Origin of the sequence: Thermomonas sp., from assembly GCF_041919455.1 — a bacterium.
In the GTDB taxonomy this organism is placed as follows: domain Bacteria; phylum Pseudomonadota; class Gammaproteobacteria; order Xanthomonadales; family Xanthomonadaceae; genus Thermomonas.
Map to the genome: position 1 here is coordinate 46,904 of NZ_JAYRTQ010000003.1, position 26,665 is coordinate 73,568.

Consider the following 26,665-nt stretch of genomic DNA (forward strand, 5'->3'; position numbering starts at 1 on the left):
CGCTGGCCGCGCCTTGCGCGGCCTTCTGCCTTTGGAGCGATTGCGACCATGAGCAAGACACAAGACGCCACCCCAGCGACCCACGCCAACCACCTCGACCCGATCCTGGCCGCGCTGGCCCGGCGCGTGGCCAAGGCAAAACTGGCCGAGGCGCGCGCCTTCGCCACCGCGTTCTACCAGCGGATGGACGCCGAGGAATTCGCCCAACACGGTGCCGAAGGCTGGGCCGAGCTGGCTGCCGACATGCTGGAATTCGTCCGCGCGCGCAAGCGCGGCAAGGCCAGCATCCAGTTGTTCAACCCTAGCTTGAAGGCCGAGGGTTGGGAGTCGCCGCACACGGTGGTGCAGGTCGCCAACGACGACATGCCGTTCCTGGTGGATTCGGTGACCATGGCGCTGGCCGAGATGGGCATCGGCGTGCACGTGCTTGGCCACCCGGTGATGCGCCTCACGCGCGACAAGGCCGGCAAGCTGCTCGCCATCGGCGAGGGCGAGCGCGAATCGCTGATGCACCTGGAGATCGACCGCCAGTCGCAGGCGGCGATGGCCACCATCAAGGCACGCCTCGCGCAGGCACTGGAAGATGTCCGCGCCATCGTCGCCGACTGGGAACCGATGCAGGACCGCATGCGCGAAGTCGCCGAGGAACTCGGCACGCGGACGCTGCCGCTGTCGGATGCGGGCAAGCGCGAGGCGCAGGAGTTCCTGCGCTGGGCCGCGAACGACCATTTCACCTTCCTCGGTTACCGCGAATACAAGGTCGCCAAGCAGGGCAAGGACGAAGTCCTCGTGGCCGATGAAGACAGCGGCATGGGCCTGCTGCGCGGCAAGGACGGCGGCAAGCCGCGCCTGCTGAAGTCGCTGGCCGCGCACTACATGCCGCAGTCGGGATCGGTCGATGCGCTGATCCTGACCAAGACCAATGCGCGCGCGACCGTGCACCGCCCCGGCTACATGGACTACATCGGCGTGCTCGGCTTCGATGCCAAGGGCCGGCCGACCAGCGAGCAGCGTTTCCTCGGCCTGTACACCTCCAGCGCCTACAACCGCAGGCCGTGGGACATCCCGGTGGTGCGCCAGCGCCACGAATACGTGATGCAGCAGTCCGGGCTGGATCCAAACAGCCACAGCGGCAAGGCCCTGCGCCACATCCTGGAGACCCTGCCGCGCGAGGAACTGTTCCAGTCCAGCGAGGAGGAGCTGTTCCGCACCGGCATGGGCATCCTGGGCCTGCAGGAACGCGTGCGCAGCAAGCTGTTCCTGCGCCGCGATCGCTACGGCCGCTATTTCTCCGCGCTGGCCTACATCCCGCGCGATCGCATGAGCACCCAGGTGCGGCACAAGATCGAGGCGATGCTGAAGCGCGCGCTCGACGGCGAGCAGGTCGACACCAGCGTGCAGATCGGCGAATCGCCGCTGGCCCAGCTGCACATCATCGTGCGTCCGAAGGGCAACGAGCCGGTCGATGTCGATCTGCCTGCGCTGGAAGCGAAGCTGGCCTCGATCGTGCGCGACTGGCGCGACGAACTGCGCGAGCAACTGGTCAAGCGGCATGGCGAGGAAGCCGGCCTGAAGCTGGCCGACTGCTATGGCCGCGCCTTGCCCGCGGGTTACATCGAGGAAGTCAGCCCCGGCATCGCCGCCACCGACGTCGAACACCTGGCCGCGTTGACCGGGCCGGACGACCTGCGCCTGTCGCTGTATCGCTCGCGCCGCAAGGACGGCGGGCTGCGCTTCAAGCTGTATCGCCAGCTGGACGACATCCCGCTGTCGGATGCGCTGCCGATGATGGAGAACATGGGCCTGCGGGTGATCTCCGAGCATCCGTACAAGGTCGATGCCGCCAGCGGCCTGGCCTACATCCAGGACTTCGAGGTCGAATCCCTGCAGGGCGAACTCGAGGTCGATGCGATCGACGAGGACTTCGAGGATGCGTTCGCCCGCGTGTGGCGCGGCGAGGCCGAGAACGACGGCTTCAACCGCCTGATCCTGACCGCCGGGCTGTCGTGGCGGCAGGTTGCGATGCTGCGCAGTTACTGCAAGTACCTGTTGCAGGTCGGCGTGCCGTTCTCGCAGAGCTACATGGAAGCCACCCTGGCGCGCTACCCGTTGCTTTCGCGCCTGCTGGTGGAACTGTTCGAGGCGCGCTTCGATCCGCGCACCGGCAGCGAAAGCGATGCCGAGATCAAGCGCGGCATGAGCCGTTTCGGTGCGCAGTTGAAATCACTGTCCGCCGATGACGAGGCCGCGATGAACGCGCTGAAGTCGGTGGTCGAGGCACGCGCGAAGGGTCGCAATGCGCAGGTGGACGCCGCGCGCAACGCGCTGCTGGGACTGATGGACCGTGTGTCCAGCCTCGACGAGGACCGCATCCTGCGCAGCTTCATCGGGGTCATCGACGCGACCCTGCGCACCAGTTACTACATCGACTACAAGGACGGTCTGCGCAAGGACGGTGGCCCGTCCGATTACGTCAGCTACAAGCTCGATTCGTCGAAGGTGCCCGACCTGCCGAAGCCGCGTCCGTACCGCGAAATCTGGGTCTGCGGCCCGCGCGTCGAAGGCATTCACTTGCGCTTCGGTCCGGTCGCGCGCGGCGGCCTGCGCTGGTCGGATCGCCGCGAGGATTTCCGCACCGAAGTGCTGGGCCTGGTCAAGGCGCAGATGGTGAAGAACACCGTGATCGTGCCGGTTGGCAGCAAGGGCGGCTTCATCTGCAAGCAGTTGCCGAACCTGGCGCTGGATCGCGATGCGTGGTTTGCCGAGGGCGTGGCCTGCTACAAGCGTTTCATCAACGGCCTGCTGGACGTGACCGACAACCTGGCCGCCGACGGCAAGCTGCTGCCGCCGGCCGGCGTGGTCCGCCACGATGGCGATGACCCGTATCTGGTGGTCGCCGCCGACAAGGGCACTGCCACGTTCTCCGACATCGCCAACGGCATCGCCCAGGCGCATGGCTTCTGGCTGGACGATGCGTTCGCGTCCGGCGGCTCGGTTGGCTACGACCACAAGGGCATGGGGATCACCGCGCGCGGCGCATGGGAATCGGTCAAGCGCCATTTCCGTGCGCTTGGCCGCGACTGCCAGACGCAGGACTTCACTTGCACCGGCATCGGCGACATGTCCGGCGACGTGTTCGGCAACGGCATGCTGCTGAGCAAGCACATCCGCCTGGTCGCCGCGTTCGACCACCGCCACATCTTCATCGACCCCAACCCGGACGCCGCGAAGACCTTCAAGGAGCGCGCACGCCTGTTCAAGCTGCCGCGCTCGAGCTGGGAGGATTACGACAAGGCGCTGATCGGCAAGGGCGGCGGCGTGTTCCCGCGTTCCGCGAAGTCGATCCCGTTGTCGGCCGAGGCGAAGGCGGCGCTGGGCATCGAGTCCGACGCGACCGCGATGAGCCCGAACGAGCTGATGAACGCGATCCTGCGCGCACCGGTCGACCTGCTGTGGAACGGCGGCATCGGCACCTACGTGAAGTCCAGCCGCGAGAACAATGCGGACGTCGGCGACCGCGCCAACAACGGCCTGCGCGTGGATGGCGAACAGCTGCGCTGCAAGATGGTGGGCGAGGGCGGCAACCTGGGCCTGACCCAACTTGGTCGCATCGAGGCCGCGCTGCACGGCGTGCTGCTCAACACCGACTTCATCGACAACTCCGCCGGCGTGGACACTTCGGACCACGAGGTGAACATCAAGATCCTGCTCAACGCCGAGGTGCAGAAGAAGAAGCTCAAGCTGGCCGACCGCAACACCTTGCTGGCGTCGATGACCGACGAGGTCGCGCAGCTGGTGCTCAACGACAACTACCGCCAGAACCAGGCGATCAGCCTGATGGAACGGATGAGCGTGTCGCGGCTCGGCTCCAAGCAGCACTTCATCCGCACGCTAGAATCGCAGGGCCTGCTGGACCGGCAGATCGAGTTCCTGCCGACCGATGCCGAACTCGCCGAGCGCAAGGCGCGCGGACAGGGCCTGACCCGGCCGGAACTGTCGGTGCTGCTGTCGTACTCCAAGCTGGTCGCATTCCAGCAGTTGCTGGACTCCGACGTCCCCGAGGACGCCTACCTCTCCAAGGAACTTGAGCGCTATTTCCCGCAACCGCTGCAGGCGAAGTACGCCAAGACGATGCAGCAGCATCGCCTGAAGCGCGAAATCATCGCCACTGCGGTCACCAATTCCACGATCAACCGGATGGGCGCCACCTTCCTGCTGCGCATGCAGGAAGACAGCGGCCGCTCGCCCGGCGAAGTGGCGAAGGCGTTCACGATTACCCGCGAAACCCTGGATGCACGCGAGCTGTGGGCGCAGGTCGACGCGCTCGACGGCAAGGTCGCCGAATCGGTGCAGATCGATGCCCTGCAGGTGATCTGGGAGCTCCAGCGCAGCTTCACCCGCTGGCTGCTGTCGCGCCCCGGCGCGATCCCGGACATCACCAGCGCGGTCGCGCGTTTCCACGACGGCTTCCGCGACATCCGTGCCGGCGAAGGCATCCTGCCGGCGTCGCAGCGTCCAGCGTATGAGGCCAGCCGCAAGGCCTGGCGCGATGGTGGCGTGCCTGCGGCGCTGGCCGACCAGCTGGCCGCGCTGCCGTACCTGGAGGCCAGCCCGAACATCATCGAGCTGGCGCGCGAGCGCAAGCTGCGCGCGGTCGAAGTGGCCAAGGTCTATTTCCGCCTGGGCGATGCGTTGCGAGAGCCCTGGCTGCAGGAACAGATCGACGCACTGAAGGTCGATGGCCGTTGGCATGCGGTGGCACGTGGGGTCTTGCGCGATGAACTCTTGTCGCAGATGCGCACGCTCACCGACCAGGCGCTGGCGATGCCGGGCAAGGACGCCGAGGCCAAGGTCGCCGCGTGGATGTCGCGCGACGACCAGACCCTGCGCTTCACCCTGGCCATGCTCAACGAACTGGCCGCGCAGAAGTCGCTGGACTATCCGACCGCATCGGTCGCGGTTCAGCGCCTGGCGCAGTTGGCCAGTCGCGGGTGATCCGGGTGCGTCGGGTCGATGGCGGTTCGGCATCGACTCGACGCACTACGCCGGTGTCACCGCATGACGGTATGCTCGGCCCATGAGCACGCTTCGACTTGCCCTGCTTGCCAGCCCTGCCGACGAGGCGCAGGCCGCGCTGATGGCCCTCAGTGGGTTGCACCCGCAACACGCACCGCAGGATGCGGACGTCATCGTCGCCCTGGGTGGCGACGGCTTCATGCTGCAGACGCTGCATCGGCATGGCGCACTGGGCAAGCCGGTGTACGGGATGAAGCTGGGCACGGTCGGGTTCCTGATGAACCAGCATCGGCCCGAGGACTTGCGCGAACGCATCGCCAGCGCCGAACCCGCGGTGCTGCATCCATTGGAGATGCTGGCGCAGACCGAATCCGGGACGACCGTGGGTTCGTTGGCCTACAACGAGGTCTCGCTGCTGCGGCAGACCCGGCAGGCAGCGCACGTGGCGATCGAACTCAACGGCGACGTGCGCCTGGACGAATTGATCTGCGACGGGGTGATGCTGGCCACGCCGGCCGGCAGCACCGCCTACAACTTCTCCGCGAACGGGCCGATCCTGCCGTTGGGCGCCAACGTGATGGCGCTGACCCCGATCGCGCCGTTCCGCCCGCGTCGCTGGCGTGGCGCGGTGCTCAAGTCCGGCACCGAAGTGCGCTTCCGCGTGCTGGATCCGCACAAGCGGCCGGTCAGCGCGACCGCCGATTCGCACGAAGTCCGCGATGTCATCGAGGTGCTGGTGCGCGAGCAGCGCGAGCGCAGCGTGACCCTGCTGTTCGATCCCGAGCACAACCTCGAGGAGCGCATCATGATCGAGCAGTTCACGGTCTGAAGCCGCCTGATGTAGCCCGGGTAAGGCCAATGGCCGCACCCGGGAATCAACGTGCGATCCACCCCGGGTGCGCTTCGCTTACCCGGGCTACAGCGTGACGTGGCCATCGCAGCCTGCGAGACGACCATCGGCCATACTTCACGCATGCCTGAACCCGTCGCCATCCTGACCGTCGCCATCACCGCGCGGGCCCTGTTCCACATGGAGGACAGCCACGGCCTGTTCGAGGCCGAGGGCGTCAAGGCCTACGCGGAATTCCAGCGCGAGCGCGAGGACGACGTGCTGGAGCCGGGGATCGCGTTCCCGCTGGTGCGCAAGCTGCTGGCGTTGAACGACGGGACGCCTGCCGACGCGCCACGCGTCGAGGTGATCCTGCTGTCGCGCAATTCCTCCGACACCGGCCTGCGCGTGTTCAATTCGATCCAGCATCACGGACTCGACATCCGCCGCGCCACGTTCACCTCCGGTGCGCCGGTATGGCCCTACATCGTGCCGTTCGGCGCGCAGCTGTTCCTGTCGGCCAATCCGGAATCGGTGCGCAGCGCGCTGGAAGCCGGCGTGGCCGCGGCCACGATCCTGCCGGCGCTGGCCCCCGAGTCCCGACACGATCAACTGCGGATCGCGTTCGATGGCGATGCGGTGATCTTCGGCGACGAAAGCGAGCGGGTGTCGCGCGAGCAGGGCGTGGAGGCCTTCGGCCGCCATGAGCGCGAACGCGCGCGCGAGCCGCTGAGCGGTGGACCGTTCCGCGGGTTCCTCTCGGCCCTGCACGACCTGCAGGCGGCATTTCCGCGTGGCGAGTCATCGCCGATCCGCACCGCGCTGGTCACGGCGCGTTCGGCCCCTGCGCACGAGCGGGTGATCCGTACCCTGCGCGAATGGGAGGTGCGGCTGGACGAGGCGCTGTTCCTCGGCGGGCGCGGCAAGGGGCCGTTCCTGCAGGCCTTCGGTGCCGACATCTTCTTCGACGATTCGCCGCACAACATCGATTCCGCACGCCTGCACGTGGCTGCCGGGCATGTGCCGCACGGCGTGGCCAACGAGCAAGCGCAGTAGCGCCGATCCGCTGCTCAATCCTCGGGCAGGTCGATCCCGGTGAGCTTCCAAGCCAGTCCGGTGCGACGGAACTCGAACACCACCGGCTGCCCCTCTGCGTTCTGGACCGTGGCGGTGAACAGCGACGGCGAGACGTATCCGGTTTTCGCGCCCTTCAGTGGGTCGACCGCACGCACCTTGCCATCGGCATCCTTCTGGCCACTCACCTGCCTGACCAGGGCGCTGCCGCGCAACAGGGTGGCGACGCCGACCGGGGAGACCATCGCGTCGACCGCCGGTTTCGAGATCAGATCGGTGACACCGGTCAGGGCATCCGTGCTGCCGCCTGGGCCGGTGCGTTCCAGGATGCCGCGGGCGATTTTTTCCTGGATCTGCGGGCGCACGTTCTCGCGTAACCGGTCGAAATCGACGAAGCGCCACAACTCGCCATAGTTGCCGCTGGCCACCACGTTGCGGATGCCATTGATCGCCAGCCACGGGCCCGCAGCCACGAATGCGAGCAGGGCAAGCAGAATGAGTGCCGCGATGGCGAGCAGCCACTTGGTCTTCTTGTTCATTGGCGGATCCGTTGCGGGGTGCCTGCATCCTGCGCAAACGACGACGGCCGGGCAAGCCCGGCCGTCGCGTGCATTGCACCGATCAGAAGCGCGCGCCGCGCGCGCGCGACTCGATCGGAGCGATCCGGCCCTGGTCGTTGAGCTCCAACTGGCGCACTTCGAATGGTGCGCCATAACCCGCTGGCACATGCGCGCGGCCAAACTGCAGGACGAGCATGCCGTCGCCCGCCTCCATCCACGCGGCCGCATGCGCCTGCGAGACCGGGCGCAGGCTGCCGTCCTTCGCGGTGGCGTAGAGCGTGCCGCGGGCTTCATAGCGTCCCGGCGAAGCGGCTTCCACCGGCAGCGACACCCGCAGGTTCGCCGCATCCACGCCGAAGATGCCGCCGAAGCGCGCAGTCGGCTGCCCCACCGCGAAGGCAGTGCGGGCATCGCGCGGCACGTCGCCGACATCGCCGAACACCTGCAGCTCCCACAGCCCCTTGGCCTGGCTGGCGGTGGCAGGCACGGTGAAGATCGCCTCCTGGCCTCCGCCCAAGGCATCGCGCACCGCAACCGGTTGGCTGCTGCCATCCGGCGCGACCAGCAGCGCCTGCGATGCGACGCCGATGTTGCGACCGGCGTCGGTGGCGCCGATGGAAACGCGCATCGGACTGCCGGCCAACGCATGGTTGCGATCGGCGCGCGCGAACAGCACGCGGTCGCTGGCGGGCTCGAACACATGCACGACGTAGCGACCTCGCGCATTCGCCGCGCGCAGGAGGTGGCGACCCGCGCCGCTGCCATCGCCGAGGCGGATCACCTGAGTGCCTGCGCTGGCGTCCATGCCGGCCTTGCGCAGCGTTTCGGCATCCGCCGCCTGTGCTATGCCGATCTTGCGGCTGCCGGCATTGACCGAAAAATCGTTGGCGCGAAGTCCCGCACTGCCTTTGGCCGGACTGACGCGGATCAGTGCGCCGGGTGCGGTCATCTGCAAGGGCACGCCGCGCTGGAGTTCGGCGGCTTCGACCGTCATCCAGTATTCGCGGCTCTCGGCCAGGAAGGGCGCGGGATCCGACAAGGCCTCGTTCGGATCGAGTGCCCAGGAAAACGCCACGGGCTTGCGTTCGATCGCGCCGCCGGGCGCGGGCAGCACGGCAAGCCGTTGCGGAATCTGGTCCGATGCGCCCGCAGGCAGCAGCGGTTGCGCGGCATGGGCGATGCTGGCGACGAAGGTAGTGGCGAATGCGGCCAGGGCCGCGACACGAAAGATCGATGTGCGCATGGTCGTGGCCCTTACTTCATGTCGTTGCGGAGGATGGTGTCCAGGCCGAAGCAGGCGCGCCGGCTCTGGTTGTGGCTCAGCGGTTCGCTGCCGGCCATGCGGGTCTTGTCCTGGAACCAGACGCTGCCAGCGGCGGACTGGCTGCTGCAGTTGAGGAAACCGTCGGAGCAGCTGTTGAGCCAGTTCTGGGTGGTCTCCAAGCCGACGTTCTCCACGTAGCCGGCGCAGTAACTGTCCGAATCCCAGATCGCGGAATCGACATCGGTGCCGACCACGCTGCGGAACAGTTTCGGCAACGCCGGCCGGCCGCTGGTGCCGTACAGGTTGTTGGCGTTGTAGCTCGCCATCCAGCTGACCTGCTGCATGCGCACAGCATCGGACTTGTAGCCCAGCAGCCAGCCAAGCGAGGTTTCGAAGACGTTGCCGTTGATGGTGGCGTCGGCCAGCGGGGTGCCGGCGGAGGACGGCGCGAGCGCGTTGACCCGGATGATCTTGTTGATGATGTTCGGATAGCGGCTGTCGTAGGTCGGATTCGACATGATCCAGCGGACGACATTTCCGCCGTTGGAGTGGGTGATCACGATCAGGCGGGTGATGCCCTTGGCGTTGATGAAGGTGGTCAGTTGCCCGGCCAGGCAGCCGGCGGCGCGGCTGTCCCACATGTACTGGTTGAAGTCGCAGTTGATGACGACATAGTTGGCCGGATTGGCCAGCCCGTTGCGGACGTTGTTGACCATCCTCGGCTGCCAGTAGTCGTTGTAGGCATTGGTCTGGCTGCCGGTGCCGTGGACGAAGGCGACGCCGGTGTTTGCGTTGGCGTTTGAAGCAGCGAATAGCGCGGCGCAGGACAACAGCGCGCCGAATGCGTGGTTGCGCATGGACTCTCCCCAGTCTGTAGCCGCGTCGCCCGCGGCGGGTGCGATGCAGCGCCCCCACGCCGACATCGGGGTCGAGCATACGTAGCGGTATGGGAAAGTCATGACGCACTGCGACAGCCGTCACGTTTTGGCAGGAGTGGCCTATTCCAGCGTCTGCGCGATGCCGTCGCCCCAGGCCTGCAGGCGATCCAGCAGCGCAAGCCTTGCGCGATCCTCGGAATGTGCGATGCGCAGTTGCGCGATCTCGACGCTGAAGGCTTCGTAGCTCGCCTCGGCCAAACCGTTGTCGGCCAGCAGACGCTGCCGACGGTAGTCGTCCCAGCGCGTGCGTTCCGCCGGCAACAGGCTGTCGGGCCAGTTGCGCGCGCGATAGCGGAACAGCAGTTCCGGCAGGCGCGCATCGCGGAACGCGTACTGCGCCTTCGCCAGCAAGTGCGGCGGGGTCCCGCGGACCTGGGCGATCAGCCGCTTGTCGCCGTCGCCGATGAAGCCGTCGTACAGCGCGGCATCGACGTCCACGTCATCGGACGGGCGCTCGCGGGCGAATACGCGGCGCACCTTTTCGGCAATCGCCGGACCCTCGGCGCGGATGCGTGCCGCGCGTGCCAGCGCGACGTCCCGGTCGATGCCGAGCCGGGCGAAGTCGGCATCGCGCAAATGATCCCAGGCGACCAGCGCCGGCGATTTGTTGGCATGTACCGTCTTCAGCGGGACGCGTCGCTCGCCCTCCGGCAAGTCGGCCTGACGGATGTACAGGCGTTCGGCGATGGCGTCGGCGTCGAAGTCGAGCAGGCCATCGGGTTCTTCGCCCAGGTCGAACACGATCACCTGCGAATCGATCTGCGGATGCCGTGCCAGCGGGATCACCGGCGCGGCGCACAGCCGCGACGCGGGGAAGCGCTGCGACACGTGCAGCACCGGCGTCATTGCCACCACGTCGAGCATCGACGCGGCGTAGCGCTTGTCGCGCAGGCGCAGCGCGTAGTCCCACAGCCGCGGCTGGGCCTGCTTGAACAGGCGGGCCAGGCCGATCGTCGCGCGCACGTCGCTCAAGGCCTCGTGGGCGTCGCCGATGCGCAGGCCATTGTCCTCGGCCAGGTGCTCCAGCTTGAAGCTGGTGCCGCCGCCGTCCTCGCGCGGCCGCCACGCGATGCCGTCCGGGCGCAACGCATGCATCAGCCGCAACGCGTCCAGCAGGTCCCAGCGCGAGTTGCCGCCGCGCCATTCGCGCTCGTAGGCATCGTGGAAATTGCGGTACAGGCCATGGCGGACGAATTCGTCGTCGAAGCGCAGGGAGTTGTAGCCGAGGCTGCAGGTCTCGGGACGTCCCATTTCCTCGACGATGCGGGCGAAGGCCTCGGCTTCGTTGACGCCGTCGCGCAGGGCGTCCTGCGGGGCGATCCCGGTGATCAGGGTGGCGACAGGCGAGGGCAACAGGTCGTTGGCAGGCTGCACGAAGAAGCTGACCGGTTCGTCGACCTGGTTGAGGTCGGCATCGGTGCGGATCGCGGCGAACTGGGCGATGCGCGTCTTGCGCGGATCGGCGCCGAAGGTCTCGAGGTCGTAGAACAGGAAACTGGCGGTCATGGCGTCATTGTAGGAGGGGCTTGAGCCGCGATCCGTAGGAATTCCCGCCGATGGCGATGCGACAGACCGCAAGAGCGGTGTCACGCATGCGCCGACGCCTAGCGTCGTGGGTTCGCGACGCCGCTCGAAATGCGGCTGTGCGAATCCCCCGACGGTCTCGTCGGCGCGCCACCCGTCAGGCGATCGGGCTCAGATGCGCGAGCACCGCAGCATCTGCAGCTTGCCAATCGACGTCATCCAGCGAAGCGAGTCCGCGCGTGGCGTCGACCAATATGTCGCGCTGCACCTCGCTGCGATGCAGGGCGACCGAGTACGGAATGCGCATGAAGCTGACCATCGCGTAATGCGGCACGAAGCGGCCGGGATGGCGCTCCTGCAGCGCGAGCTCGAGCTGGCGTTGCAGCAGGAACGCGGCATCGTCCACCTTGTCGCGCATCTCGATGTAGTTTTCCAGTGCCATCTGCTGGATCGCCTCGGCATCCGGCTTGCGCTGCGCCTCGAAGGCAGCGAAGGCCTCGGCCAACGATGGCGATGACTCGAGATGATCGGCCAGCGCCACGCAATCCTCGAACGCGCAGTTCATGCCCTGGCCGTGGAACGGCACCATCGCGTGCGCGGCGTCGCCGATCAGCACGGCGCGGCCTTCCAGATGCCAGCGATCCAGGTACAGCGTGCCCAAGGTGCCGACCGGGTTCGCTTCGTAATCATGGCGCAGTTCGGGGATCAGCGGCACCGCGTCGGGGAATTCGCGTTCGAAGAAGGCCTGCGCCTCGTCCGCGCTGCGCACGGTCTCGAAGCTCGGGTGTTCGCCGGCATGCGGCATGAACAGGGTGACCGTGAAGGTGCGCTCGTCGTTGGGCAGGGCGATGCACATGTAGTGGCCGCGCGGCCAGATGTGCAGCGCGTTCGCTTCGATGCGGAAGCTGCCATCGTTGGTGGGCGGGATCTCCAGTTCCTTGTAGCCGTGGTCCAGCCATTCGGTGCGTTCGCCGAGCGGCAGCACCCTGGCGATCTCGCCGCGCAGGCTGGAGCCGGCGCCATCGGCACCGACCAGCGCACGGAACGGGATGCGCGTCTCGTGGCCATCGCCCTTGAACATCGCGACCTTGTCGACGAAATCCACCGACGCCAGCCCATGCTCGAAATGCAGGCGCGCGCCATGCGATTCGGCGATGTCGAGCAGCACGATGTTGATCTCGCCGCGGCTGATCGACCAGATCACCTCGGAGTCGTCGCGGCCGTAGCGCTGCAGGCCGGGCTCACCCTGCAGCGGATGCACGTAGCGGCCGCGCATCATCACCGCCTGCGCCATCACCGCGCCGTCGGCACCGGCCTGGCGCAGCGCATGCAGGCCGCGTTCGGCCAGAGCGAGGTTGATCGAGCGGCCGCCGGCGTAGCCATGCACGCGCGGATCGCCGCGGCGTTCGTACACATCGACCGACCAGCCGCGCTGGGCGAGCAGGATCGCGAGCAAGGCGCCGGCCAGGCCGCCACCGACGATGGTGATCTCGCGCGCCTCAGCGGTCATCGCGCCACTCCCGCACCGTGTTGGCGAAGCGCAGGACATCGGCGTGGGTGTTGTACAGCGGGACCGGCGAGATGCGGATCACGTCGGGTTCGCGCCAGTCGCCGAGGACACCGCGGGATGCGAGGAAATCGAACAGGTCGCGCCCGAGGCTTCTATCAGACATGTTGCGGCCACCGATGACACAGATCGACAACTGGCAACCGCGCCGGGGTGCCTCGCGCGGGGTGACGACCTGGAGCACATCGCGGAGGTCGGCATCGATCAATGCTTCGAGGTAACCGGTGAGCGATTCCGACTTCGCCCGCAGTGCCGGCATCGTCGCGCGGTCGTACTGGTCCAGCGAGGCACGCAGCGGTGCCAGCCCGAGGATCGGCGGATTCGACAACTGCCAGCCATCCGCGCCGGGCGTGGGGTTGAACTCCGGCCCCATCCTGAAACGCACGCGCTGGTCGTTGCCCCACCAGCCTGCGAAGCGCGGTCGGTCGGTACGCGCATGCCGTTCATGGACGAAGCAACCGGCGACGGCGCCCGGTCCGGAGTTCATGTACTTGTAATGGCACCAGACCGCGAAGTCGGCGCCGCTGTCGTGCAATTGCAGGGGCAAGTTGCCGACCGCATGTGCGAGGTCGAAGCCGACCATCGCGCCTGCCGCATGGCCAAGCCGGGCGATCTCCTTGAGGTCGAAGGCCTGGCCGGTGCGGTATTGCACGCCGGGCCAGACGATGCATGCCAGTCGCGGGCCGTGTTCCTTGATCGCGCGCTCGATGGCGGCCATCGAAAGGGTGCCGTCGGCTTCGTCGGGCTCGACCTCGACGAGAGCATCGGCCGGGTCGAAGCCGTGGACGCGCAATTGCGATTCCAGCGCATAGCGGTCGGACGGGAACGCACCGGCTTCCATCAACAGCACCGGGCGTTCGCGGGTTGGCCGATAGAAGCTGACCAGCATCAGGTGCAGGTTGGCGGTCAGCGAGTTCATCGCCACCACTTCGGATGGTTGTGCGCCCACCACGCGCGCCAGCGGGTCGCGTACCAGTTCGTGGTAGGGCATCCACTGCGCCTGGCCGGTAAAGTGGCCTTCCACGGCCTGCGTCGCCCATTTGTCGAGGACTTCCTCGACATGCGCGCGCGCGCCCTTCGGCTGCAGGCCCAGCGAGTTGCCGACGAAGTACGCCTGCGGTTCGCCGTCGTGCAGGGGCAGGTGGAATTCGTCGCGGAAGTGGCGCAGCGGATCCAAGGCGTCGCGCGCTTGCGCGTAAGCGTCGGAATAAATCTCGGTCATGCAAACCTCGAGGCAGGCAGGCCCAGCCATTCCAGCGCGGTGCCATGGTAGATGCGTGCACGTTGCGCTTCGTCCAGCGCCAGGCGTTCGATGCCTTCGCCCGGCACCTGTTCGCCGAGCGGGAAGGGATAGTCGGTGCCCAGCATCACCCGGTCGATCCCGCATGCCTCCAGCAGGTAGCGCAGCGCGGCGTCATCGGCGACCCACGAATCGAAATACAGGCGCTTCAGGTACTCGCGCGGGTTGCGGAAATTGTCGGTGGCGACCAGGTCCGGGCGCATGTTGAAGCCATGCTCGATGCGACCGATGGTGTACGGAAAACTGCCGCCGCCATGCGCCATGCACACGCGCAGTTTCGGCAGGCGTTCCAGCACGCCGCCGAACACGAGGCAGCAGGCCGCGCGCGATTGCTCCGCCGGCATCCCGACCAGCCACGGCAGCCAGTATTTCGGCATGGTGTCGGTGCCCATCATGTCCCAGGGGTGCACGAGGATCGCCGCACCGAGGTCGCTGGCCGCTTCGAAGAACTCGAACAGTTCCGGCGCGTCCAGGTTCCAGTGCGTGTCGTTCGGGCCGTTGAGATGCGAGCCTATCTGCACGCCCTGCAGGCCGAGCTCGTCCATGCAGCGTTCGAGTTCGCGGATGGCGAGCTGCGGACTCTGCAGCGGCACCGTGCCGATGCCGGCGTAATGACGCGGATAATCGCGGCACGTCTGCGCCATGTGGTCATTGAGCGCCTTGTGCAGTTCCAGCGCCTGGTGCGGCTTGGCCCATTCGCTGAACATCACCGGCACCGTGCTCAGTACCTGCACCTGCACGCCGAAGCTGGCGTAGTCGTCGATGCGGATCTGCGGGTCCCAGGTCTTCGGCCAGATCTCGCGGAAGAACTTGCCGTCCTTGTAGATGCGGTGGCGGCCGTCGTCGCCGTGGTGGATCACCGGGAAGCGGGCGTCGCCGTACTTCGCGGCCAGGTCGGGCCAGTCGCGCGGAAGGTAGTGCGCGTGGGTGTCGATCTTGAGCATCAGGTGATGTCCGCCTGCGTCTGCGCGTCCATCTCGTAACGCGTCGGGCGCGGGTTGAGGGTGCCACATTGCTTGCAGGTGCGTAGCGCGTCATCGCGATAGAAGCGCTCGAACACGCGGAAGAAATCCTGCTCGATGTCGACCAGGTGGAAGAATTCCTCGTACAGCTTGTGGTTGCAGGCCACGCAGAACCACATCAGCGCATCGTCCTCGTGCGCCAGGCGCTTGCGCTCGATCACCAGGCCGATGCTGCCCGGCATGCGCTGCGGGGAATGCGGGACATGCGGCGGCAGGTAGAACATTTCGCCGGCGCGAATCGGGATGTCGCGTGCTGCGCCCTGCTCTCCATCAAAATGTTCCTGGATGCGCAGCACCATCTCGCCCTCGAGTTGATAGAACCACTCCGGGCCATCCTCGAAGTGATAGTCGGTGCGCGCATTCGGGCCGCCGACGATCATCACGATGTAGTCGCCGTCGACGATGCACTTGTTGCCGACCGGCGGCTTCAGCAGGTGGCGATGCTCGTCGATCCAGCCCTGCAGGTTGATCGGGTTCGGCAGCATGTCAGTCCTTCAGCACCGCGATGCACTTGAGTTCGATCGCGATCGGCGTGGGCAACGCGGTGATGCCCAGCGTGGTGCGGCAGGGCGCGCTGGCGGCATCGGGAAAATGTTCCGCCCAGAGTGCGTTGTAGGTCTTGAAGTCGCGGGCCATGTCGGTGAGGTAGACGGTGACGTCGACCAGATCCTCCCAACCCGCACCACTGGCCTTCAGCACCGCGCGCACATTGGCAAACACCGCACGCGTCTGTGCCTCGATGTCGTACTTGCGCAGGCGGCCGTCGGCGAAATAGTCGTTGCCGGGAATCGTGTTGTCGGCCGGATTGCGCGGCCCGATGCCGGACAGGAACAGCAGGTTGCCGACCCACCGCGCATGCGGATAGCTGCCGACCGCTTTCGGCGCGGCATCGGCATGGATCGAACGATCCTGGTCCGCGCCCGACATCAGCGATCTTCCTTGTCGATGCTGATCGCGGCGAGCGCGGCGGCGAACTGTGGTTCCAACTGGTCGGACGCCGCCACGTTAAGGCCGAGGTCGTGCACGCGGCCGTCGCGCAGCGTGTACACCCAACCATGCACCGACAAGGTTTGCCCGCGCGCCCAGGCATCGCGGACGATGGTGGTCTGGCAGACGTTGGCGACCTGTTCGAGTGCGTTGAGCTCGCAGAGGCGGTCATGCTGCAGCGGTTCGTCACCGGCATCGAGCAACAGCTGCGCGTGTTTCGCCGAGACGTCGCCGACGTGGCGGATCCAGTTGTCGGCCAGGCCCACGCGCGCATTGGTCAGCGCCGCATGCACGCCGCCGCAGCCGTAGTGCCCGACCACCAGGATGTGCTCGACCTTGAGCACGTCCACCGCGAACTGGATGACCGACAGGCAATTGAGATCGGTATGCACCACGACATTGGCGATGTTGCGATGGACGAAGACTTCGCCAGGGGCGAGGTCGACCACCTGGTTCGCCGGCACCCGCGAATCCGAACAGCCGATCCACAGGTACTTGGGTGCCTGCTGTCGCGAAAGGCGCTCGAAGAACGTCGGATCCTCGCGCGAGACGCGCTCGGCCCAGGCCTGGTTGTTGCGCAGCAGGTTGTCGAGTCGGTTCATCCGGATTCCAGTGTCAGAGGGCGATGCCGACGTTGCGCGGCTCGGTGAAGAAACGCATGGCCTCCAGCCCGCCTTCGCGGCCCAGGCCGGAGGCGCCGCTGCCGCCGAACGGCGTGCGCAGGTCGCGCATCAGCCAGGTATTGATCCAGACCATGCCCACGCGCAGTTGCGCGGCGAAGCGATGCGCGCGGCCGAGGTCGTTGGTGAACACGGATGCCGATAACCCGTAGTCGCTGGCGTTCGCGAGCATCAGCGCGTCGGCGTCGGAATCGAAGGCCTGCAGCGTGACCACCGGGCCGAAGATTTCCTCGCGATTGGTCGCGCATTCCGGACCGAGCCCTTCGATGACGGTCGGGGCGATGAACCAGCCGGCACGATCCAGTGCCTCGCCGCCACAGAGGACGCGACCGCCTTCGCCGCGGGCGCGTTCGATGCAGGCCAGCACCTTGTCGAACTGCGCCTGCGAGACCAGCGGGCCGAATTGTGCGCCGGCCTGCAGCGGGTCGCCGATGCGCAATGCCTGCACGCGTTCGACGAAGGCGTCGCGGAATTCATCAAGGATGCCGCGCTCGACCAGCAGGCGCGAACCGCACAAACAGATCTGCCCGCTGTTCTGGAACGCGCTGCGCACCAAGGTGTCGAGGTGCTTGCGCCAATCGCTGTCGGCGAACACCAGGGTGGCGTTCTTGCCGCCCAGTTCCAGCGACGTCTTCTTCAGCATTGGCCCGGTGATGCCGGCGATGCGGCGACCGACTGCGCTGCTGCCGGTGAAACTGATCGCCTTGATGGCAGGGTGGCGGACGATCGCTTCGCCGACCTCCGGGCCACGGCCATTGACCACGTTCAGCACGCCGCGCGGAAAGTCGATCTCGGCGGCGACCGCGGCCAGCAAAGTCGCGCTGCGCGGGGTGACTTCGGAAGGTTTGGCGATGACGGTATTGCCGGCGGCCAGCGCGGGCGCGATCTTCCAGGTGAACAGGTAAAGGGGGAGGTTCCACGGGCTGATGCAGCCGACCACGCCCAGCGGCAGGCGCAGCGTGTAGTTCAGGCCGGCCTCGCCGTGGTGGGATTCGCTGGAGAACTGGGTGGCTGCGTGGGCGAACAAGCGCAGGTTGCTGATCGCACGCGGGATCTCGGCGTCGTGGGCGAGGGCGAGCGGCTTGCCGCCATCCTCGGCTTCGATGCGTGCGAACTCGTCGAGACGTGCCTCAACGGCGTCGGCGAGCCGTTCCATCCAGCGCGCGCGGACGCTGTTCGGCAACGCCGACCATGCGGGAAACGCAGCTTGTGCGGCCGAAACCGCGGCATCGACATCGGAGGCGTCGCCATCGGCCACCCGCGCAGCAACCTCGCGCGTGGCGGGGTCGAACACGTCCAGCCATCGTCCGTTGGCGGGCGGGACAGGCGTGCCGTCGATCCAGTGCAGGTCGCGATGCATGCGCCTAGTTTAGAGCGAAAGCTCCGGATCGCCGACCACGCGGCCGGATCAGATCGACTGCATGCGCCCGCCATCGACCGCGATCGACTGGCCATTGACGTAGGCCGCAGCCGGCGTACACAGGAAGGCGATGACGCCGCCGACCTCCGTGGCCTCGGCGAAGCGGCCGACCGGGACGCTGGCCAGCATCGCGCTGGCGATCTGGTCCTGCGGCTTGCCGGTCGCGCTGCTCCGATCGGCCAGGATCTGGTCCAGGCGTTGGGTGCGGGTGTAGCCGGGCAGGACATTGTTGACGGTGATGCCGTCCCCGCCGAGTTCGCGCGACAGGGTCTTGGCCCAGCTCGCCACCGCGCCGCGGATCGTGTTGGACACGCCGAGGTTGGGTATCGGCTCGTACACCGAGGTCGAGATCACGTTGACGATGCGACCCCAGTGCGCGCCGCGCATGCCCGGCAGCACGGCCTGCAGCAGGGTCTGGTTGGCGATGAGGTGCTTGTGGAAGGCGTCGAGGTAGGCCGCGATCTCCGCGCCATGCGCACTGCCGCCGGGCGGGCCGCCGGTGTTGTTGACCAGGATGTGCACCGGATTGATCGCGACGAGTGCCGCAACGGCATCGGCCAGCGCCTGCGTTTGCGACACGTCGGCGATCAGGTAACGGTGGCGCTGCGTGCTGTTGGATGGCAGCGCGGCCACGGCCTCGCGCAGGGCGTCCTCGCGGCGAGCGAGCAGGGTGACGTCGGCACCGAGCGAGGCGAGTTCGATCGCGGTGGCGCGGCCAATGCCCTCGGAACCGCCGCAGACCAGGGCGTGCTTGCCGATCAGGTTCAGCTCCATCGTGTCCAGGTCCTCAAGGCAGGGTAGTGCGCATCAGTGCGGCGACGGCGCGGGCGTCCTCCGCGGCTTGCGACGAGAGTGCGTCGATCACTGCCTGCCGGTTCGCCAAGGGATGGTTCTGGCTCAACTTGAGCTTGATGTCGACACGATCCGGCACGAAGCGAAAGCCGACGATGCCGCGCAACATCGCGTTTTGGCGTGGATCCGTCGCGTCGAACTCCCAGTCGCTGCCGACGCTCGCCTCGAAATGCGCACTGAGGCGCGTGACCAGGTCGGTGAGCGAGGACTCGTCGTCGAACGTGTGCAGTTGGCCGCGCAGGTGCGCCACGGCGTAGTTCCAGGTCGGTACGCGGCCGGCTTCGTGCTTGTCCGGGTACCAGCCCGGCGACACATAGGCATGTGCGCCGTGCACGATCAGCAGCGCATCGCCGGCGTGCCGGGCCTGCGGGTTCGGTTTCGCCCAGTGGCCTTCGATGCGTACCAGCTCGCCGTCGCGGTGGTACAGCACCGGCAGGTGCGAGGCGAATGGCGCGCCGGTCTCGTCCCGGGTGATGAGGGTGACGAACGGGTCGGCAGCAAACAGGGCGTCGAGTTGCGCCGGATCGGTGCCGATGAAGGCGCGCCGCTGGTACATCGCGCTCAGGCGCGGCTGCCGAGTTGCTGGATCATGCGTCCGCGCAAGGCCTCGTCGTCGCGCGCTTGCGGCGGTGCGACCTCGTGCAGCGAGAAACCGCGTTCCAGCGCGTCGTATTCGTCCAGCCCGTCGTACTCCACGAACTCGGCATCCATCAAGGCGGCGCGTGCGGTGTCCAGGCTGTCGTAGGCCAGCGTATTGCCATCGCTGTCGAACACCTCGGCGGTACCGGCCTCGCGTTCGCGCAGGCGTGCCCAGACGAGGGTGTTGCCCAGCGAGGCCAGCCACCAGCCTTCATGTCTCGTGCCGTCCATGTCGATCTCGTTCATGCCAAGGCCTGTCCGATGATCCACAACAGGCCGCCCATGGCGATGCCGGCGAGGATCACCAGCAGCGAGATGCGCGAGGGCGTGGCCAGCCCACTCAGGTTGCGGTCCGGCGTGGCGTAGTAGTCACCGCGCAGCAGCCACCACAGCGCTTTGGGTTTCAGGAACGCGCCTTCGCCAAGTCGCGCGGTGATCTGCGGATGACGGTCGCGGATGTGCACCAGCGCCAGCGGCCAGAAGATCACGAACGCGGTGGCGCCGGCGATCGCGATGGCGAAGGCTGTGAGCGCGAGGAACAGGACGAAGTCGGCATCCACGTAATCAGAACTCCGCGGTGCCCGGCGCGCGCGGGTAGGCGATGGCGTCGCGGATGTTGGCAAGCCCGCAGACGTAGACCACCAGGCGCTCGAAGCCCAGGCCGAAACCGGCGTGCGGGACCGTGCCGTAGCGGCGGAAATCGCGGTACCAGCCGTAGTGCGCCGGATCCAGGCCGAACTGGCCCATGCGTGCGTCGAGGATGTCCAGGCGCTCCTCGCGCTGGCTGCCGCCGATGATCTCGCCGATGCCGGGTGCCAGCACGTCCATCGCGGCGACGGTGCGGCCGTCGTCGTTCAGGCGCATGTAGAAGGCCTTGATCTGCTCCGGGTAATTCATGACCACGACCGGGCGGCCCACGTGTTCCTCGGTCAGCCAGCGCTCGTGCTCGGTCTGCAGGTCCAGGCCCCATTCGACCGGGAAGTCGAACTTCTTGCCGGACTGTTGCAGCAGGGTGATCGCGTCGCTGTAGTCGATCCGCTCGAACGGCGCGTTGATGAAGCTTTCCAGGCGGGTGATCGCGGTCTTGTCGACGCGCTCGGCGATGAAGGCGAGGTCGTCGCCGCGTTCGTCCAGCACCGCGCGGAACAGGTACTTGAGGAAGTCCTCGGCCAGGTTGGCGTCGTCGTTGAGGTCGGCGAAGGCGATCTCCGGTTCGATCATCCAGAACTCGGCCAGGTGGCGCGTGGTGTTGCTGTTCTCGGCGCGGAAGGTCGGGCCGAACGTGTAGACCTTGCTCAGCGCCAGGCAGTAGGCCTCCACGTTGAGCTGGCCGCTCACGGTCAGGAAGGTCTCCTTGCCGAAGAAGTCGCGGCTGAAGTCCACGTTGCCCTTGCCGTCGCGCGGCAGGTTGGCCATGTCCAGGGTGGAGACGCGGAACATCTGGCCCGCGCCTTCGGCATCGGAGGTGGTGATGATCGGCGTGCTGATCCAGTAGAACTGGCGCTCGTGGAAGAAGCGGTGCACCGCCTGCGACAGGCAGTGGCGGATGCGCGTCACCGCGCCGAACAGGTTGGTCCGCGGGCGCAGGTGGGCGAATTCGCGCAGGTATTCCAGCGAATGCTGCTTGGGTTGCATGGGGTAGGTGAGCGGATCTTCCACCCAGCCGGCGACTTCAATGCCGGAGGCCTGGATCTCGTAGCTCTGCCCCTGGCCCTGCGACTTCACCAGGGTGCCGGTGCAGATGACCGCGCAACTGGTGGTGAGGTGCTTCACCTCGGACTCGTAGTTGGCCAGGGTGTCCGGCGCCACGACTTGGATCGGCGCGAAGCAGGACCCGTCACTCACGTTGACGAAGCTCAGGCCGGCCTTGGAGTCGCGGCGGGTGCGCACCCAGCCGCGCACGGTCACCTGGCCGCCTTCCGGCACGCGCCCGGCGAGCGCCTGGGCCACGGAGATCGTCGTCATCTTGAAATCCTGCGTTGCAGCATCGAAATAGGCCGGGCAGTTTACCGGAGCTACAATCCTTCCATGGCCATCACCCTTACCGAATCCGCCCGCGCCCGCATCCGCGGCTACCTCGACGCCGATCCGGCCGCGCTGGGCCTGCGTTTCGGCGTGGCCCGCACCGGCTGTTCCGGCTGGGGCTACAAGGTCGACATGGCCCGCAGCCTGGCGCTTGGCGACACCGTGTTCGATGCCGACGGCATCGGCATCCACGTGGATGCCGACAGCCTGCCGCTGGTGGACGGCACCGTGATCGACTTCATCAAGCAGGGCCTGAACGAGCAGTTCGTGTTCCGCAATCCCAATGTCGCCGGCGAGTGCGGCTGCGGGGAATCGTTCACGACGGGCGCCGACAAGGGTGAGCTGAGGCGCGCTTAGCGCGGCACCGCCGCGCTGCCTTGGCGAACGCCCGGCCAAGGATGGCCGGGCCGGGTGATCCGAAGCCGACGTCTGTATCGCCAAGGATGGCTTCGTGGTCGCAAACAACGCCAAAGGCGCAGGATTTGCGCCCAAGTCATTGAATCTGCCATACTTTGCGGCTCCCGTTCGCGGGAGCTCTTGCCCGAACGCGCCGTGATCACGGTGGCCGAGGGCTTCGGCCGGCATCCCGCCGCCCGATATCCACAAGGAAACGACCATGCGTCATTACGAAATCGTGTTCCTGGTCCACCCGGACCAGAGCGAGCAGGTGCCTGCCATGATCGAGCGCTACAAGAGCTCGATCGAAGCCGGCAACGGCACCATCCACCGCCTGGAAGACTGGGGCCGCCGCCAGTTGGCCTACCCGATCAACAACCTGGTCAAGGCCCACTACGTGCTGTTCAACATCGAAGCCGAGCAGGCTGTCCTTGACGAACTGGTCGACGGCTTCCGCTTCAACGACGCCGTGCTGCGCCACCTGGTGATGCGCCGCGACGACGCGGTGACCGAGCAGTCCCTGATCATGAAGAACAAGGACGAGAAGGGCGACAAGCCCGAGCGTGGCGAGCGCCGCCGCCGTGACGACGAGAGCGACAGTGCCGTGGGCACTGGCGATTCCGAATCCGCCGAAGCCGCTTAAGGAGCCATACCCATGTCCAAGTTCTTCCGCCGCCGCAAGTTCTGCAAGTTCACCGCCGAAGGCGTGACCGAGATCGACTACAAGGATCTCAACACCCTGCGCCAGTACCTGACCGAGACCGGCAAGATCGTGCCGAGCCGCATCACCGGCACCAAGTCGAAGTACCAGCGCCAGCTGCAGTCGGCCGTCAAGCGCGCGCGTTTCCTGGCGCTGATCCCCTACACCGACAACCACAACGTCTGATTGCTGCGCCAGCTCGGTCTGGCGTCGTTGCCGGGCCGGTTTCGCAAATCCTCATTGGCTTATGCCAACTGCGGTTTGCTCACCGGCCCGCGCCTAGCCAGCCCATCGCTGGCTGTGCAATCGACGGTCGTCGCACAAACACCGTCCATTCGGACAGCAACCGTTGCGGCGCGCGATCCGTGCCGCTAACGAATACGGAGCACTGAAATGCAACTGATTCTCCTGCAGAAAGTCGTGAACCTCGGCAACCTTGGCGACAAGGTCAGCGTCAAGCCGGGCTACGGCCGCAATTTCCTGGTGCCGCAGGGCAAGGCCGTGCCGGCCACCGCCGCCAACCTGGCCGAGTTCGAAGCCAAGCGCGCCGACTACGAAGCCAAGGCCCAGGCCACCCTGGACGGCGCGTCCGCGCGCCAGGCCAAGCTGGCCGATGCCAGCGTGACCATCAGCGCGAACGCGTCGACCGAAGGCAAGCTGTACGGCTCGGTCGGCCCGCGCGAGATCGCCGAAGCCGCCACCAAGCAGCTGGGCGTGACCGTCGGCAAGTCGGAAGTGGTGATGGGCGAAGGCCCGATCCGCCACACCGGCGAGTTCGAAGTGCTGGTGCACCTGCATGCCGACGTCGAGTCGAGCCTGAAGGTCATCGTGGTGCCGGACGCGGCGTAATCCCGTCCATCGGGATGTTGTCGAGACGGGCGCCGCAGGGCGCCCGTTTTCGTTTCGCCGGATCGCGGCTGCTGAGATGGGTTATCCACAGGATGTCCCACGACTTGTCTGCAACGCCCGTGGCGGGAACCACCCTACGATGCCTGCCTCGAACAAGAACAAGGCGGTCCGCGATGACGGGCCGTATTCCGGAGCCTTTCAGCCGATGAGCGCACGACCGGGCTCCCGCCCCGACGCCAGTTTCCATACCCGCAACGACGCCATGATCGAGCACCTGCGGGTGCCCCCGCAGTCGCTGGAGGCCGAGCAGGCGGTGCTGGGTGGCCTGATGCTCGATCCGAACGCCTTCGACCGCGTCGCGGATCAACTGGTCGAGGACGATTTCTATCGTCGCGACCACCAGCTGATTTATCGCGCGATCCGCGAACTGGTGGAGAAGAACCAGCCCTGTGATGCGGTCACGGTGGGCGACTGGTTCGACTCGCAGGGCAAGGCCGAGCAGGTCGCGGGTGGCGCCTACCTGGTAGAACTGGCGGCCAGCACGCCCAGCGCCGCGAACATCAAGGCGTACGCGGACATCGTGCGCGACAAGGCGATCCAGCGGAAGCTGATCGATGTCGGCACCGGCATCGTCAACGACGGCTTCCAGCCGGAAGGCCGCGATTCCGCCGAGCTGCTGGCCAAGGCGGAGCAGGAAGTCTTCGCCATCGCCGAGGGGCACGGGCGTGGCCGCCAGGACTTCACCCCGGTGCGCAGCGCCCTGATCGAGGCCTTCGACGTGCTGCAGAAGCGCGCGGAGAACGGCAGTGGCGTGACCGGGTTGCCCACCGGCTACACCGAGTTCGACGAGATGACCGCGGGCCTGCAGCCCACCGACCTGCTGATCCTGGCCGCGCGCCCGGCGATGGGCAAGACCACCTTCGCACTGAACATTGCCGAATATGGCGCGTTGAAGTCGAAGAAGGCGGTGGCGGTGTTCTCGATGGAAATGTCGGCCTCGCAGCTCGCGCTGCGCCTGATTTCCTCGCTGGGGCGGGTCAATGCCACGCGCCTGCGCACCGGCCAGCTGGAGGACGAGGACTGGAGCCGCGTGACCGGCGCGATCGCGCAGATGAACGGGGTCAAGATCTTCATCGACGACACCCCGGCCCTGTCGCCCGACGTGCTCCGCGCCAAGTCGCGCCGGCTCAAGCGCGAGCACGACCTCGGCCTGATCGTGATCGACTACCTGCAGCTGATGGCGGTGCCGGGCAACAGCGAGAACCGCGCCACCGAGATTTCCGAGATCAGCCGCTCGCTCAAGGGCCTGGCGAAGGAGCTCAACGTGCCGGTGATCGCGCTGTCGCAGCTCAACCGCTCGCTGGAAACCCGCACCGACAAGCGTCCGGTGATGGCCGACCTGCGCGAGTCCGGTGCGATCGAGCAGGACGCCGACGTGATCGTGTTCATCTACCGCGACGAGTACTACAACAAGGAAAATTCACCTGACAAGGGCCTGGCCGAGATCATCATCGGCAAGCAGCGAAACGGACCGACCGGTTCGTTCAAGCTCAAGTTCTTCGGCGAGTACACCCGCTTCGACAACCTGGCCCACGATATGGTGGGGAGTTTCGAGTAAGGCAAACCGGGATCCAGCATCGCACCGAAGTCCGCCCCCGTGGGCAGGGTTCGAGCGCGCCATGGATGGCGCGCGCCCGCGCATCGTAGCCGGATGCGAAGCCTAAGCGGCGAATCCCACCCACGGGGGCGGACTTCGGTGCGAGCCTCCAACTTCCCGAAGCCGTTGCTTGAACATCCGACTGCGCCGACGTGGCGATCCGGATATGGTCGAATAGCCGCATGAGCGAAATCGCCAGCCAGCGTCCCAGCCGGATCGTCGTCGACCTCGATGCGATCGGCCACAACCTGCAGGCCATCCGCACCCGCGTCGGCGTGCCAGTGATGGCCATCGTCAAGGCCAATGCGTACGGCCATGGGCTGGTGCCGGTGGCCCGCCACCTGCAGGCACAGGGCGTCGATCAGTTGGGGGTCGCCTTCGTCGAGGAAGGCATCGCGCTGCGCCGCGCGGGCATCACCACGCCGATCCTGGTGCTGGGCGGCATCTTCGGGCCGCAGGTTGCGCAGTTCCTGGAGCACGACCTCGAAATCACCGTGTCGTCGCAGGACAAGCTGCGCCAGGTCGAAGCCACCGCGCAGGCGATGGGCCGCAAGGCGACCATCCACCTGAAGATCGACACCGGGATGGAACGGATCGGCGTGCACAGCTACTGCGCCGGGCCGTTCATCGAGGCCGCGGTGGCCTCGCCCTGGTGCACGCTCAAGGGCATCTATTCGCACCTGGCCTGCGCGGACGATCCGGCGTCGCCGATGACGGCGCTGCAACTGGAGCGCTTCAACGAAGCCTGCGCGCATTTCGAGCGGATCGGTGCGCCGATGCCGCTGCGCCACCTTGCCAATTCCGGTGGGGTGCTGAATTTTCGGGAGACCTGGCTGGACATCGTCCGCCCTGGCATCGTCCTGTATGGCGTGCTGCCGGATCCTGCCTCGCTGCCGACCGTTCCTGTGCGTCCCGCGTTGTCGCTGGTCTCACGGGTGGTGTTCTTCAAGGTGGTCCAGGCCGGCAATCCGGTCAGCTACGGCGCGACCTGGCAGCCTGCGGTGGACACCCGCATCGTCACCGTTCCGGTGGGGTATGGCGATGGCTATCCGCGCGCATTGTCGTCGCGCGGGCAGGTGCTGCTGCATGGACAACCGCATCCGCTGGTCGGCCGCGTGTGCATGGACCAGTTCATGGTCGACATCGGGCCGGAGGGCTCGGCGTATAACGAGGACGAAGTCGTGCTGATCGGTCGCCAGGGCGATGCCGGCATCAGCACCGAAGCGCTGGCCGAGCGCGCGGGCACGATCCCCTACGAGATCCTGACCGGCCTCAACGAGCGCATCCCGCGCGAGTACATCGGTGGCGCGGACTCGCGTTGACCGTCCACCACGGCGCGTGATTCACTCGGCCGATGATCCTGGGG

General features: G+C 66.8%; 25 protein-coding genes. 9 read left to right on the plus strand and 16 right to left on the minus strand.

Going from position 1 to position 26,665, the window contains the following annotated elements; translation table 11 throughout:
* Nucleotides 1-48: 48 nt before the first annotated feature.
* From ACE3T8_RS02440 to ACE3T8_RS02450, 3 genes are all read left to right on the plus strand, one after another.
* Nucleotides 49-4,995 (plus strand): NAD-glutamate dehydrogenase, encoded by a 4,947-nt coding sequence (locus ACE3T8_RS02440; protein ID WP_374606522.1) that lies wholly within the window; start codon nt 49-51, stop codon nt 4,993-4,995.
* Between the two features lie 82 nt (nt 4,996-5,077).
* Nucleotides 5,078-5,845: an NAD kinase gene (locus ACE3T8_RS02445; protein ID WP_374606523.1), complete on the plus strand. Its 768-nt coding sequence runs from the start codon at nt 5,078-5,080 to the stop codon at nt 5,843-5,845.
* A 144-nt stretch (nt 5,846-5,989) separates the two neighbouring features.
* Nucleotides 5,990-6,901 (plus strand): 5'-nucleotidase, encoded by a 912-nt coding sequence (locus ACE3T8_RS02450; protein ID WP_374606525.1) that lies wholly within the window; start codon nt 5,990-5,992, stop codon nt 6,899-6,901.
* Nucleotides 6,902-6,915: 14 nt separating this feature from the next.
* On the opposite strand, the gene ACE3T8_RS02455 is transcribed toward ACE3T8_RS02450, so the two are convergent.
* The 16 genes from ACE3T8_RS02455 to asnS form a co-directional block, all read right to left on the minus strand.
* Complete coding sequence (locus tag ACE3T8_RS02455) at nt 6,916-7,458, minus strand: DUF2939 domain-containing protein (RefSeq protein ID WP_374606527.1); 543 nt, start codon at nt 7,456-7,458, stop codon at nt 6,916-6,918.
* Between the two features lie 82 nt (nt 7,459-7,540).
* The gene (locus ACE3T8_RS02460; protein WP_374606528.1) at nt 7,541-8,722 is read right to left on the minus strand and encodes a DUF4785 domain-containing protein; all 1,182 of its coding nucleotides are present in this window, start codon (nt 8,720-8,722) and stop codon (nt 7,541-7,543) included.
* Between the two features lie 11 nt (nt 8,723-8,733).
* Nucleotides 8,734-9,600 carry a hypothetical protein gene (locus ACE3T8_RS02465; RefSeq protein ID WP_374606530.1) on the minus strand — a complete coding sequence of 289 codons (867 nt, stop codon included), beginning with the start codon at nt 9,598-9,600 and terminating at the stop codon, nt 8,734-8,736.
* Between the two features lie 141 nt (nt 9,601-9,741).
* Nucleotides 9,742-11,187, minus strand: coding sequence for an exodeoxyribonuclease I (gene sbcB / locus ACE3T8_RS02470; protein WP_374606531.1), 1,446 nt, complete (start codon nt 11,185-11,187; stop codon nt 9,742-9,744).
* A 175-nt stretch (nt 11,188-11,362) separates the two neighbouring features.
* On the minus strand, nt 11,363-12,715 hold the full coding sequence (locus ACE3T8_RS02475) for an FAD-dependent oxidoreductase (RefSeq protein WP_374606533.1): 1,353 nt from the start codon (nt 12,713-12,715) through the stop codon (nt 11,363-11,365).
* Nucleotides 12,705-13,994, minus strand: a complete 1,290-nt coding sequence (gene kynU, locus ACE3T8_RS02480; RefSeq protein WP_374606535.1) for a kynureninase — start codon at nt 13,992-13,994, stop codon at nt 12,705-12,707. Before kynU ends, ACE3T8_RS02475 begins: the two co-directional genes overlap by 11 nt.
* On the minus strand, nt 13,991-15,016 hold the full coding sequence (locus tag ACE3T8_RS02485) for an amidohydrolase family protein (protein ID WP_374606536.1): 1,026 nt from the start codon (nt 15,014-15,016) through the stop codon (nt 13,991-13,993). Before ACE3T8_RS02485 ends, kynU begins: the two co-directional genes overlap by 4 nt.
* On the minus strand, nt 15,016-15,579 hold the full coding sequence (locus ACE3T8_RS02490; RefSeq protein WP_374606538.1) for a 3-hydroxyanthranilate 3,4-dioxygenase: 564 nt from the start codon (nt 15,577-15,579) through the stop codon (nt 15,016-15,018). The genes ACE3T8_RS02485 and ACE3T8_RS02490 overlap by 1 nt, the downstream gene beginning before the upstream one ends.
* 1 nt (nt 15,580) lies before the next feature.
* The gene (locus ACE3T8_RS02495; protein WP_374606540.1) at nt 15,581-16,021 is read right to left on the minus strand and encodes a RidA family protein; all 441 of its coding nucleotides are present in this window, start codon (nt 16,019-16,021) and stop codon (nt 15,581-15,583) included.
* Nucleotides 16,021-16,683: a carbonate dehydratase gene (gene can, locus ACE3T8_RS02500; protein WP_374606542.1), complete on the minus strand. Its 663-nt coding sequence runs from the start codon at nt 16,681-16,683 to the stop codon at nt 16,021-16,023. Before can ends, ACE3T8_RS02495 begins: the two co-directional genes overlap by 1 nt.
* A 13-nt stretch (nt 16,684-16,696) precedes the next feature.
* On the minus strand, nt 16,697-18,121 hold the full coding sequence (locus ACE3T8_RS02505) for an aldehyde dehydrogenase (protein WP_374606543.1): 1,425 nt from the start codon (nt 18,119-18,121) through the stop codon (nt 16,697-16,699).
* A gap of 48 nt (nt 18,122-18,169) precedes the next feature.
* On the minus strand, nt 18,170-18,955 hold the full coding sequence (locus ACE3T8_RS02510) for an SDR family oxidoreductase (protein WP_374606545.1): 786 nt from the start codon (nt 18,953-18,955) through the stop codon (nt 18,170-18,172).
* A 13-nt stretch (nt 18,956-18,968) separates the two neighbouring features.
* Nucleotides 18,969-19,589 carry an FMN-binding negative transcriptional regulator gene (locus tag ACE3T8_RS02515; RefSeq protein ID WP_374606546.1) on the minus strand — a complete coding sequence of 207 codons (621 nt, stop codon included), beginning with the start codon at nt 19,587-19,589 and terminating at the stop codon, nt 18,969-18,971.
* A gap of 5 nt (nt 19,590-19,594) precedes the next feature.
* A complete protein-coding gene (locus ACE3T8_RS02520) occupies nt 19,595-19,918 on the minus strand; it encodes a hypothetical protein (protein WP_374606547.1) in 324 nt (107 codons plus the stop codon).
* Entirely contained in the window at nt 19,915-20,232 is a 318-nt protein-coding gene (locus ACE3T8_RS02525; RefSeq protein WP_374606549.1) for a hypothetical protein, read from the minus strand. Before ACE3T8_RS02525 ends, ACE3T8_RS02520 begins: the two co-directional genes overlap by 4 nt.
* A 4-nt stretch (nt 20,233-20,236) precedes the next feature.
* Entirely contained in the window at nt 20,237-21,637 is a 1,401-nt protein-coding gene (gene asnS / locus ACE3T8_RS02530; protein ID WP_374606550.1) for an asparagine--tRNA ligase, read from the minus strand.
* A 63-nt stretch (nt 21,638-21,700) separates the two neighbouring features.
* Between asnS and ACE3T8_RS02535 the strand changes: the two genes are divergently transcribed.
* The 6 genes from ACE3T8_RS02535 (at nt 21,701) to alr (ending at nt 26,621) form a co-directional block, all read left to right on the plus strand.
* Nucleotides 21,701-22,054 carry a HesB/IscA family protein gene (locus ACE3T8_RS02535; protein WP_374606552.1) on the plus strand — a complete coding sequence of 118 codons (354 nt, stop codon included), beginning with the start codon at nt 21,701-21,703 and terminating at the stop codon, nt 22,052-22,054.
* Nucleotides 22,055-22,313: 259 nt separating this feature from the next.
* Nucleotides 22,314-22,736: a 30S ribosomal protein S6 gene (gene rpsF / locus ACE3T8_RS02540; protein ID WP_374606553.1), complete on the plus strand. Its 423-nt coding sequence runs from the start codon at nt 22,314-22,316 to the stop codon at nt 22,734-22,736.
* Between the two features lie 12 nt (nt 22,737-22,748).
* Nucleotides 22,749-22,979: a 30S ribosomal protein S18 gene (rpsR, locus tag ACE3T8_RS02545; RefSeq protein ID WP_139714952.1), complete on the plus strand. Its 231-nt coding sequence runs from the start codon at nt 22,749-22,751 to the stop codon at nt 22,977-22,979.
* A 207-nt stretch (nt 22,980-23,186) separates the two neighbouring features.
* Nucleotides 23,187-23,642 (plus strand): 50S ribosomal protein L9, encoded by a 456-nt coding sequence (rplI, locus tag ACE3T8_RS02550; RefSeq protein ID WP_374606555.1) that lies wholly within the window; start codon nt 23,187-23,189, stop codon nt 23,640-23,642.
* Nucleotides 23,643-23,847: 205 nt separating this feature from the next.
* Entirely contained in the window at nt 23,848-25,260 is a 1,413-nt protein-coding gene (locus tag ACE3T8_RS02555) for a replicative DNA helicase (RefSeq protein WP_374606557.1), read from the plus strand.
* A gap of 221 nt (nt 25,261-25,481) precedes the next feature.
* Nucleotides 25,482-26,621: an alanine racemase gene (alr, locus tag ACE3T8_RS02560; RefSeq protein WP_374606559.1), complete on the plus strand. Its 1,140-nt coding sequence runs from the start codon at nt 25,482-25,484 to the stop codon at nt 26,619-26,621.
* The last annotated feature ends 44 nt before the right edge of the window (nt 26,622-26,665 follow it).

What these genes read in the sequence shown, in the direction of transcription:
- ACE3T8_RS02440 (WP_374606522.1), top strand. Translation starts at nt 49, where the DNA reads ATGAGCAAGACACAAGACGCCACCCCAGCGACCCACGCCAACCACCTC.
- ACE3T8_RS02445 (WP_374606523.1), top strand. Translation starts at nt 5,078, where the DNA reads ATGAGCACGCTTCGACTTGCCCTGCTTGCCAGCCCTGCCGACGAGGCG.
- ACE3T8_RS02450 (WP_374606525.1), top strand. Translation starts at nt 5,990, where the DNA reads ATGCCTGAACCCGTCGCCATCCTGACCGTCGCCATCACCGCGCGGGCC.
- ACE3T8_RS02455 (WP_374606527.1), bottom strand. Translation starts at nt 7,458, where the DNA reads ATGAACAAGAAGACCAAGTGGCTGCTCGCCATCGCGGCACTCATTCTG.
- ACE3T8_RS02460 (WP_374606528.1), bottom strand. Translation starts at nt 8,722, where the DNA reads ATGCGCACATCGATCTTTCGTGTCGCGGCCCTGGCCGCATTCGCCACT.
- ACE3T8_RS02465 (WP_374606530.1), bottom strand. Translation starts at nt 9,600, where the DNA reads ATGCGCAACCACGCATTCGGCGCGCTGTTGTCCTGCGCCGCGCTATTC.
- sbcB (WP_374606531.1), bottom strand. Translation starts at nt 11,187, where the DNA reads ATGACCGCCAGTTTCCTGTTCTACGACCTCGAGACCTTCGGCGCCGAT.
- ACE3T8_RS02475 (WP_374606533.1), bottom strand. Translation starts at nt 12,715, where the DNA reads ATGACCGCTGAGGCGCGCGAGATCACCATCGTCGGTGGCGGCCTGGCC.
- kynU (WP_374606535.1), bottom strand. Translation starts at nt 13,994, where the DNA reads ATGACCGAGATTTATTCCGACGCTTACGCGCAAGCGCGCGACGCCTTG.
- ACE3T8_RS02485 (WP_374606536.1), bottom strand. Translation starts at nt 15,016, where the DNA reads ATGCTCAAGATCGACACCCACGCGCACTACCTTCCGCGCGACTGGCCC.
- ACE3T8_RS02490 (WP_374606538.1), bottom strand. Translation starts at nt 15,579, where the DNA reads ATGCTGCCGAACCCGATCAACCTGCAGGGCTGGATCGACGAGCATCGC.
- ACE3T8_RS02495 (WP_374606540.1), bottom strand. Translation starts at nt 16,021, where the DNA reads ATGTCGGGCGCGGACCAGGATCGTTCGATCCATGCCGATGCCGCGCCG.
- can (WP_374606542.1), bottom strand. Translation starts at nt 16,683, where the DNA reads ATGAACCGACTCGACAACCTGCTGCGCAACAACCAGGCCTGGGCCGAG.
- ACE3T8_RS02505 (WP_374606543.1), bottom strand. Translation starts at nt 18,121, where the DNA reads ATGCATCGCGACCTGCACTGGATCGACGGCACGCCTGTCCCGCCCGCC.
- ACE3T8_RS02510 (WP_374606545.1), bottom strand. Translation starts at nt 18,955, where the DNA reads ATGGAGCTGAACCTGATCGGCAAGCACGCCCTGGTCTGCGGCGGTTCC.
- ACE3T8_RS02515 (WP_374606546.1), bottom strand. Translation starts at nt 19,589, where the DNA reads ATGTACCAGCGGCGCGCCTTCATCGGCACCGATCCGGCGCAACTCGAC.
- ACE3T8_RS02520 (WP_374606547.1), bottom strand. Translation starts at nt 19,918, where the DNA reads ATGAACGAGATCGACATGGACGGCACGAGACATGAAGGCTGGTGGCTG.
- asnS (WP_374606550.1), bottom strand. Translation starts at nt 21,637, where the DNA reads ATGACGACGATCTCCGTGGCCCAGGCGCTCGCCGGGCGCGTGCCGGAA.
- ACE3T8_RS02535 (WP_374606552.1), top strand. Translation starts at nt 21,701, where the DNA reads ATGGCCATCACCCTTACCGAATCCGCCCGCGCCCGCATCCGCGGCTAC.
- rpsF (WP_374606553.1), top strand. Translation starts at nt 22,314, where the DNA reads ATGCGTCATTACGAAATCGTGTTCCTGGTCCACCCGGACCAGAGCGAG.
- rpsR (WP_139714952.1), top strand. Translation starts at nt 22,749, where the DNA reads ATGTCCAAGTTCTTCCGCCGCCGCAAGTTCTGCAAGTTCACCGCCGAA.
- rplI (WP_374606555.1), top strand. Translation starts at nt 23,187, where the DNA reads ATGCAACTGATTCTCCTGCAGAAAGTCGTGAACCTCGGCAACCTTGGC.
- ACE3T8_RS02555 (WP_374606557.1), top strand. Translation starts at nt 23,848, where the DNA reads ATGAGCGCACGACCGGGCTCCCGCCCCGACGCCAGTTTCCATACCCGC.
- alr (WP_374606559.1), top strand. Translation starts at nt 25,482, where the DNA reads ATGAGCGAAATCGCCAGCCAGCGTCCCAGCCGGATCGTCGTCGACCTC.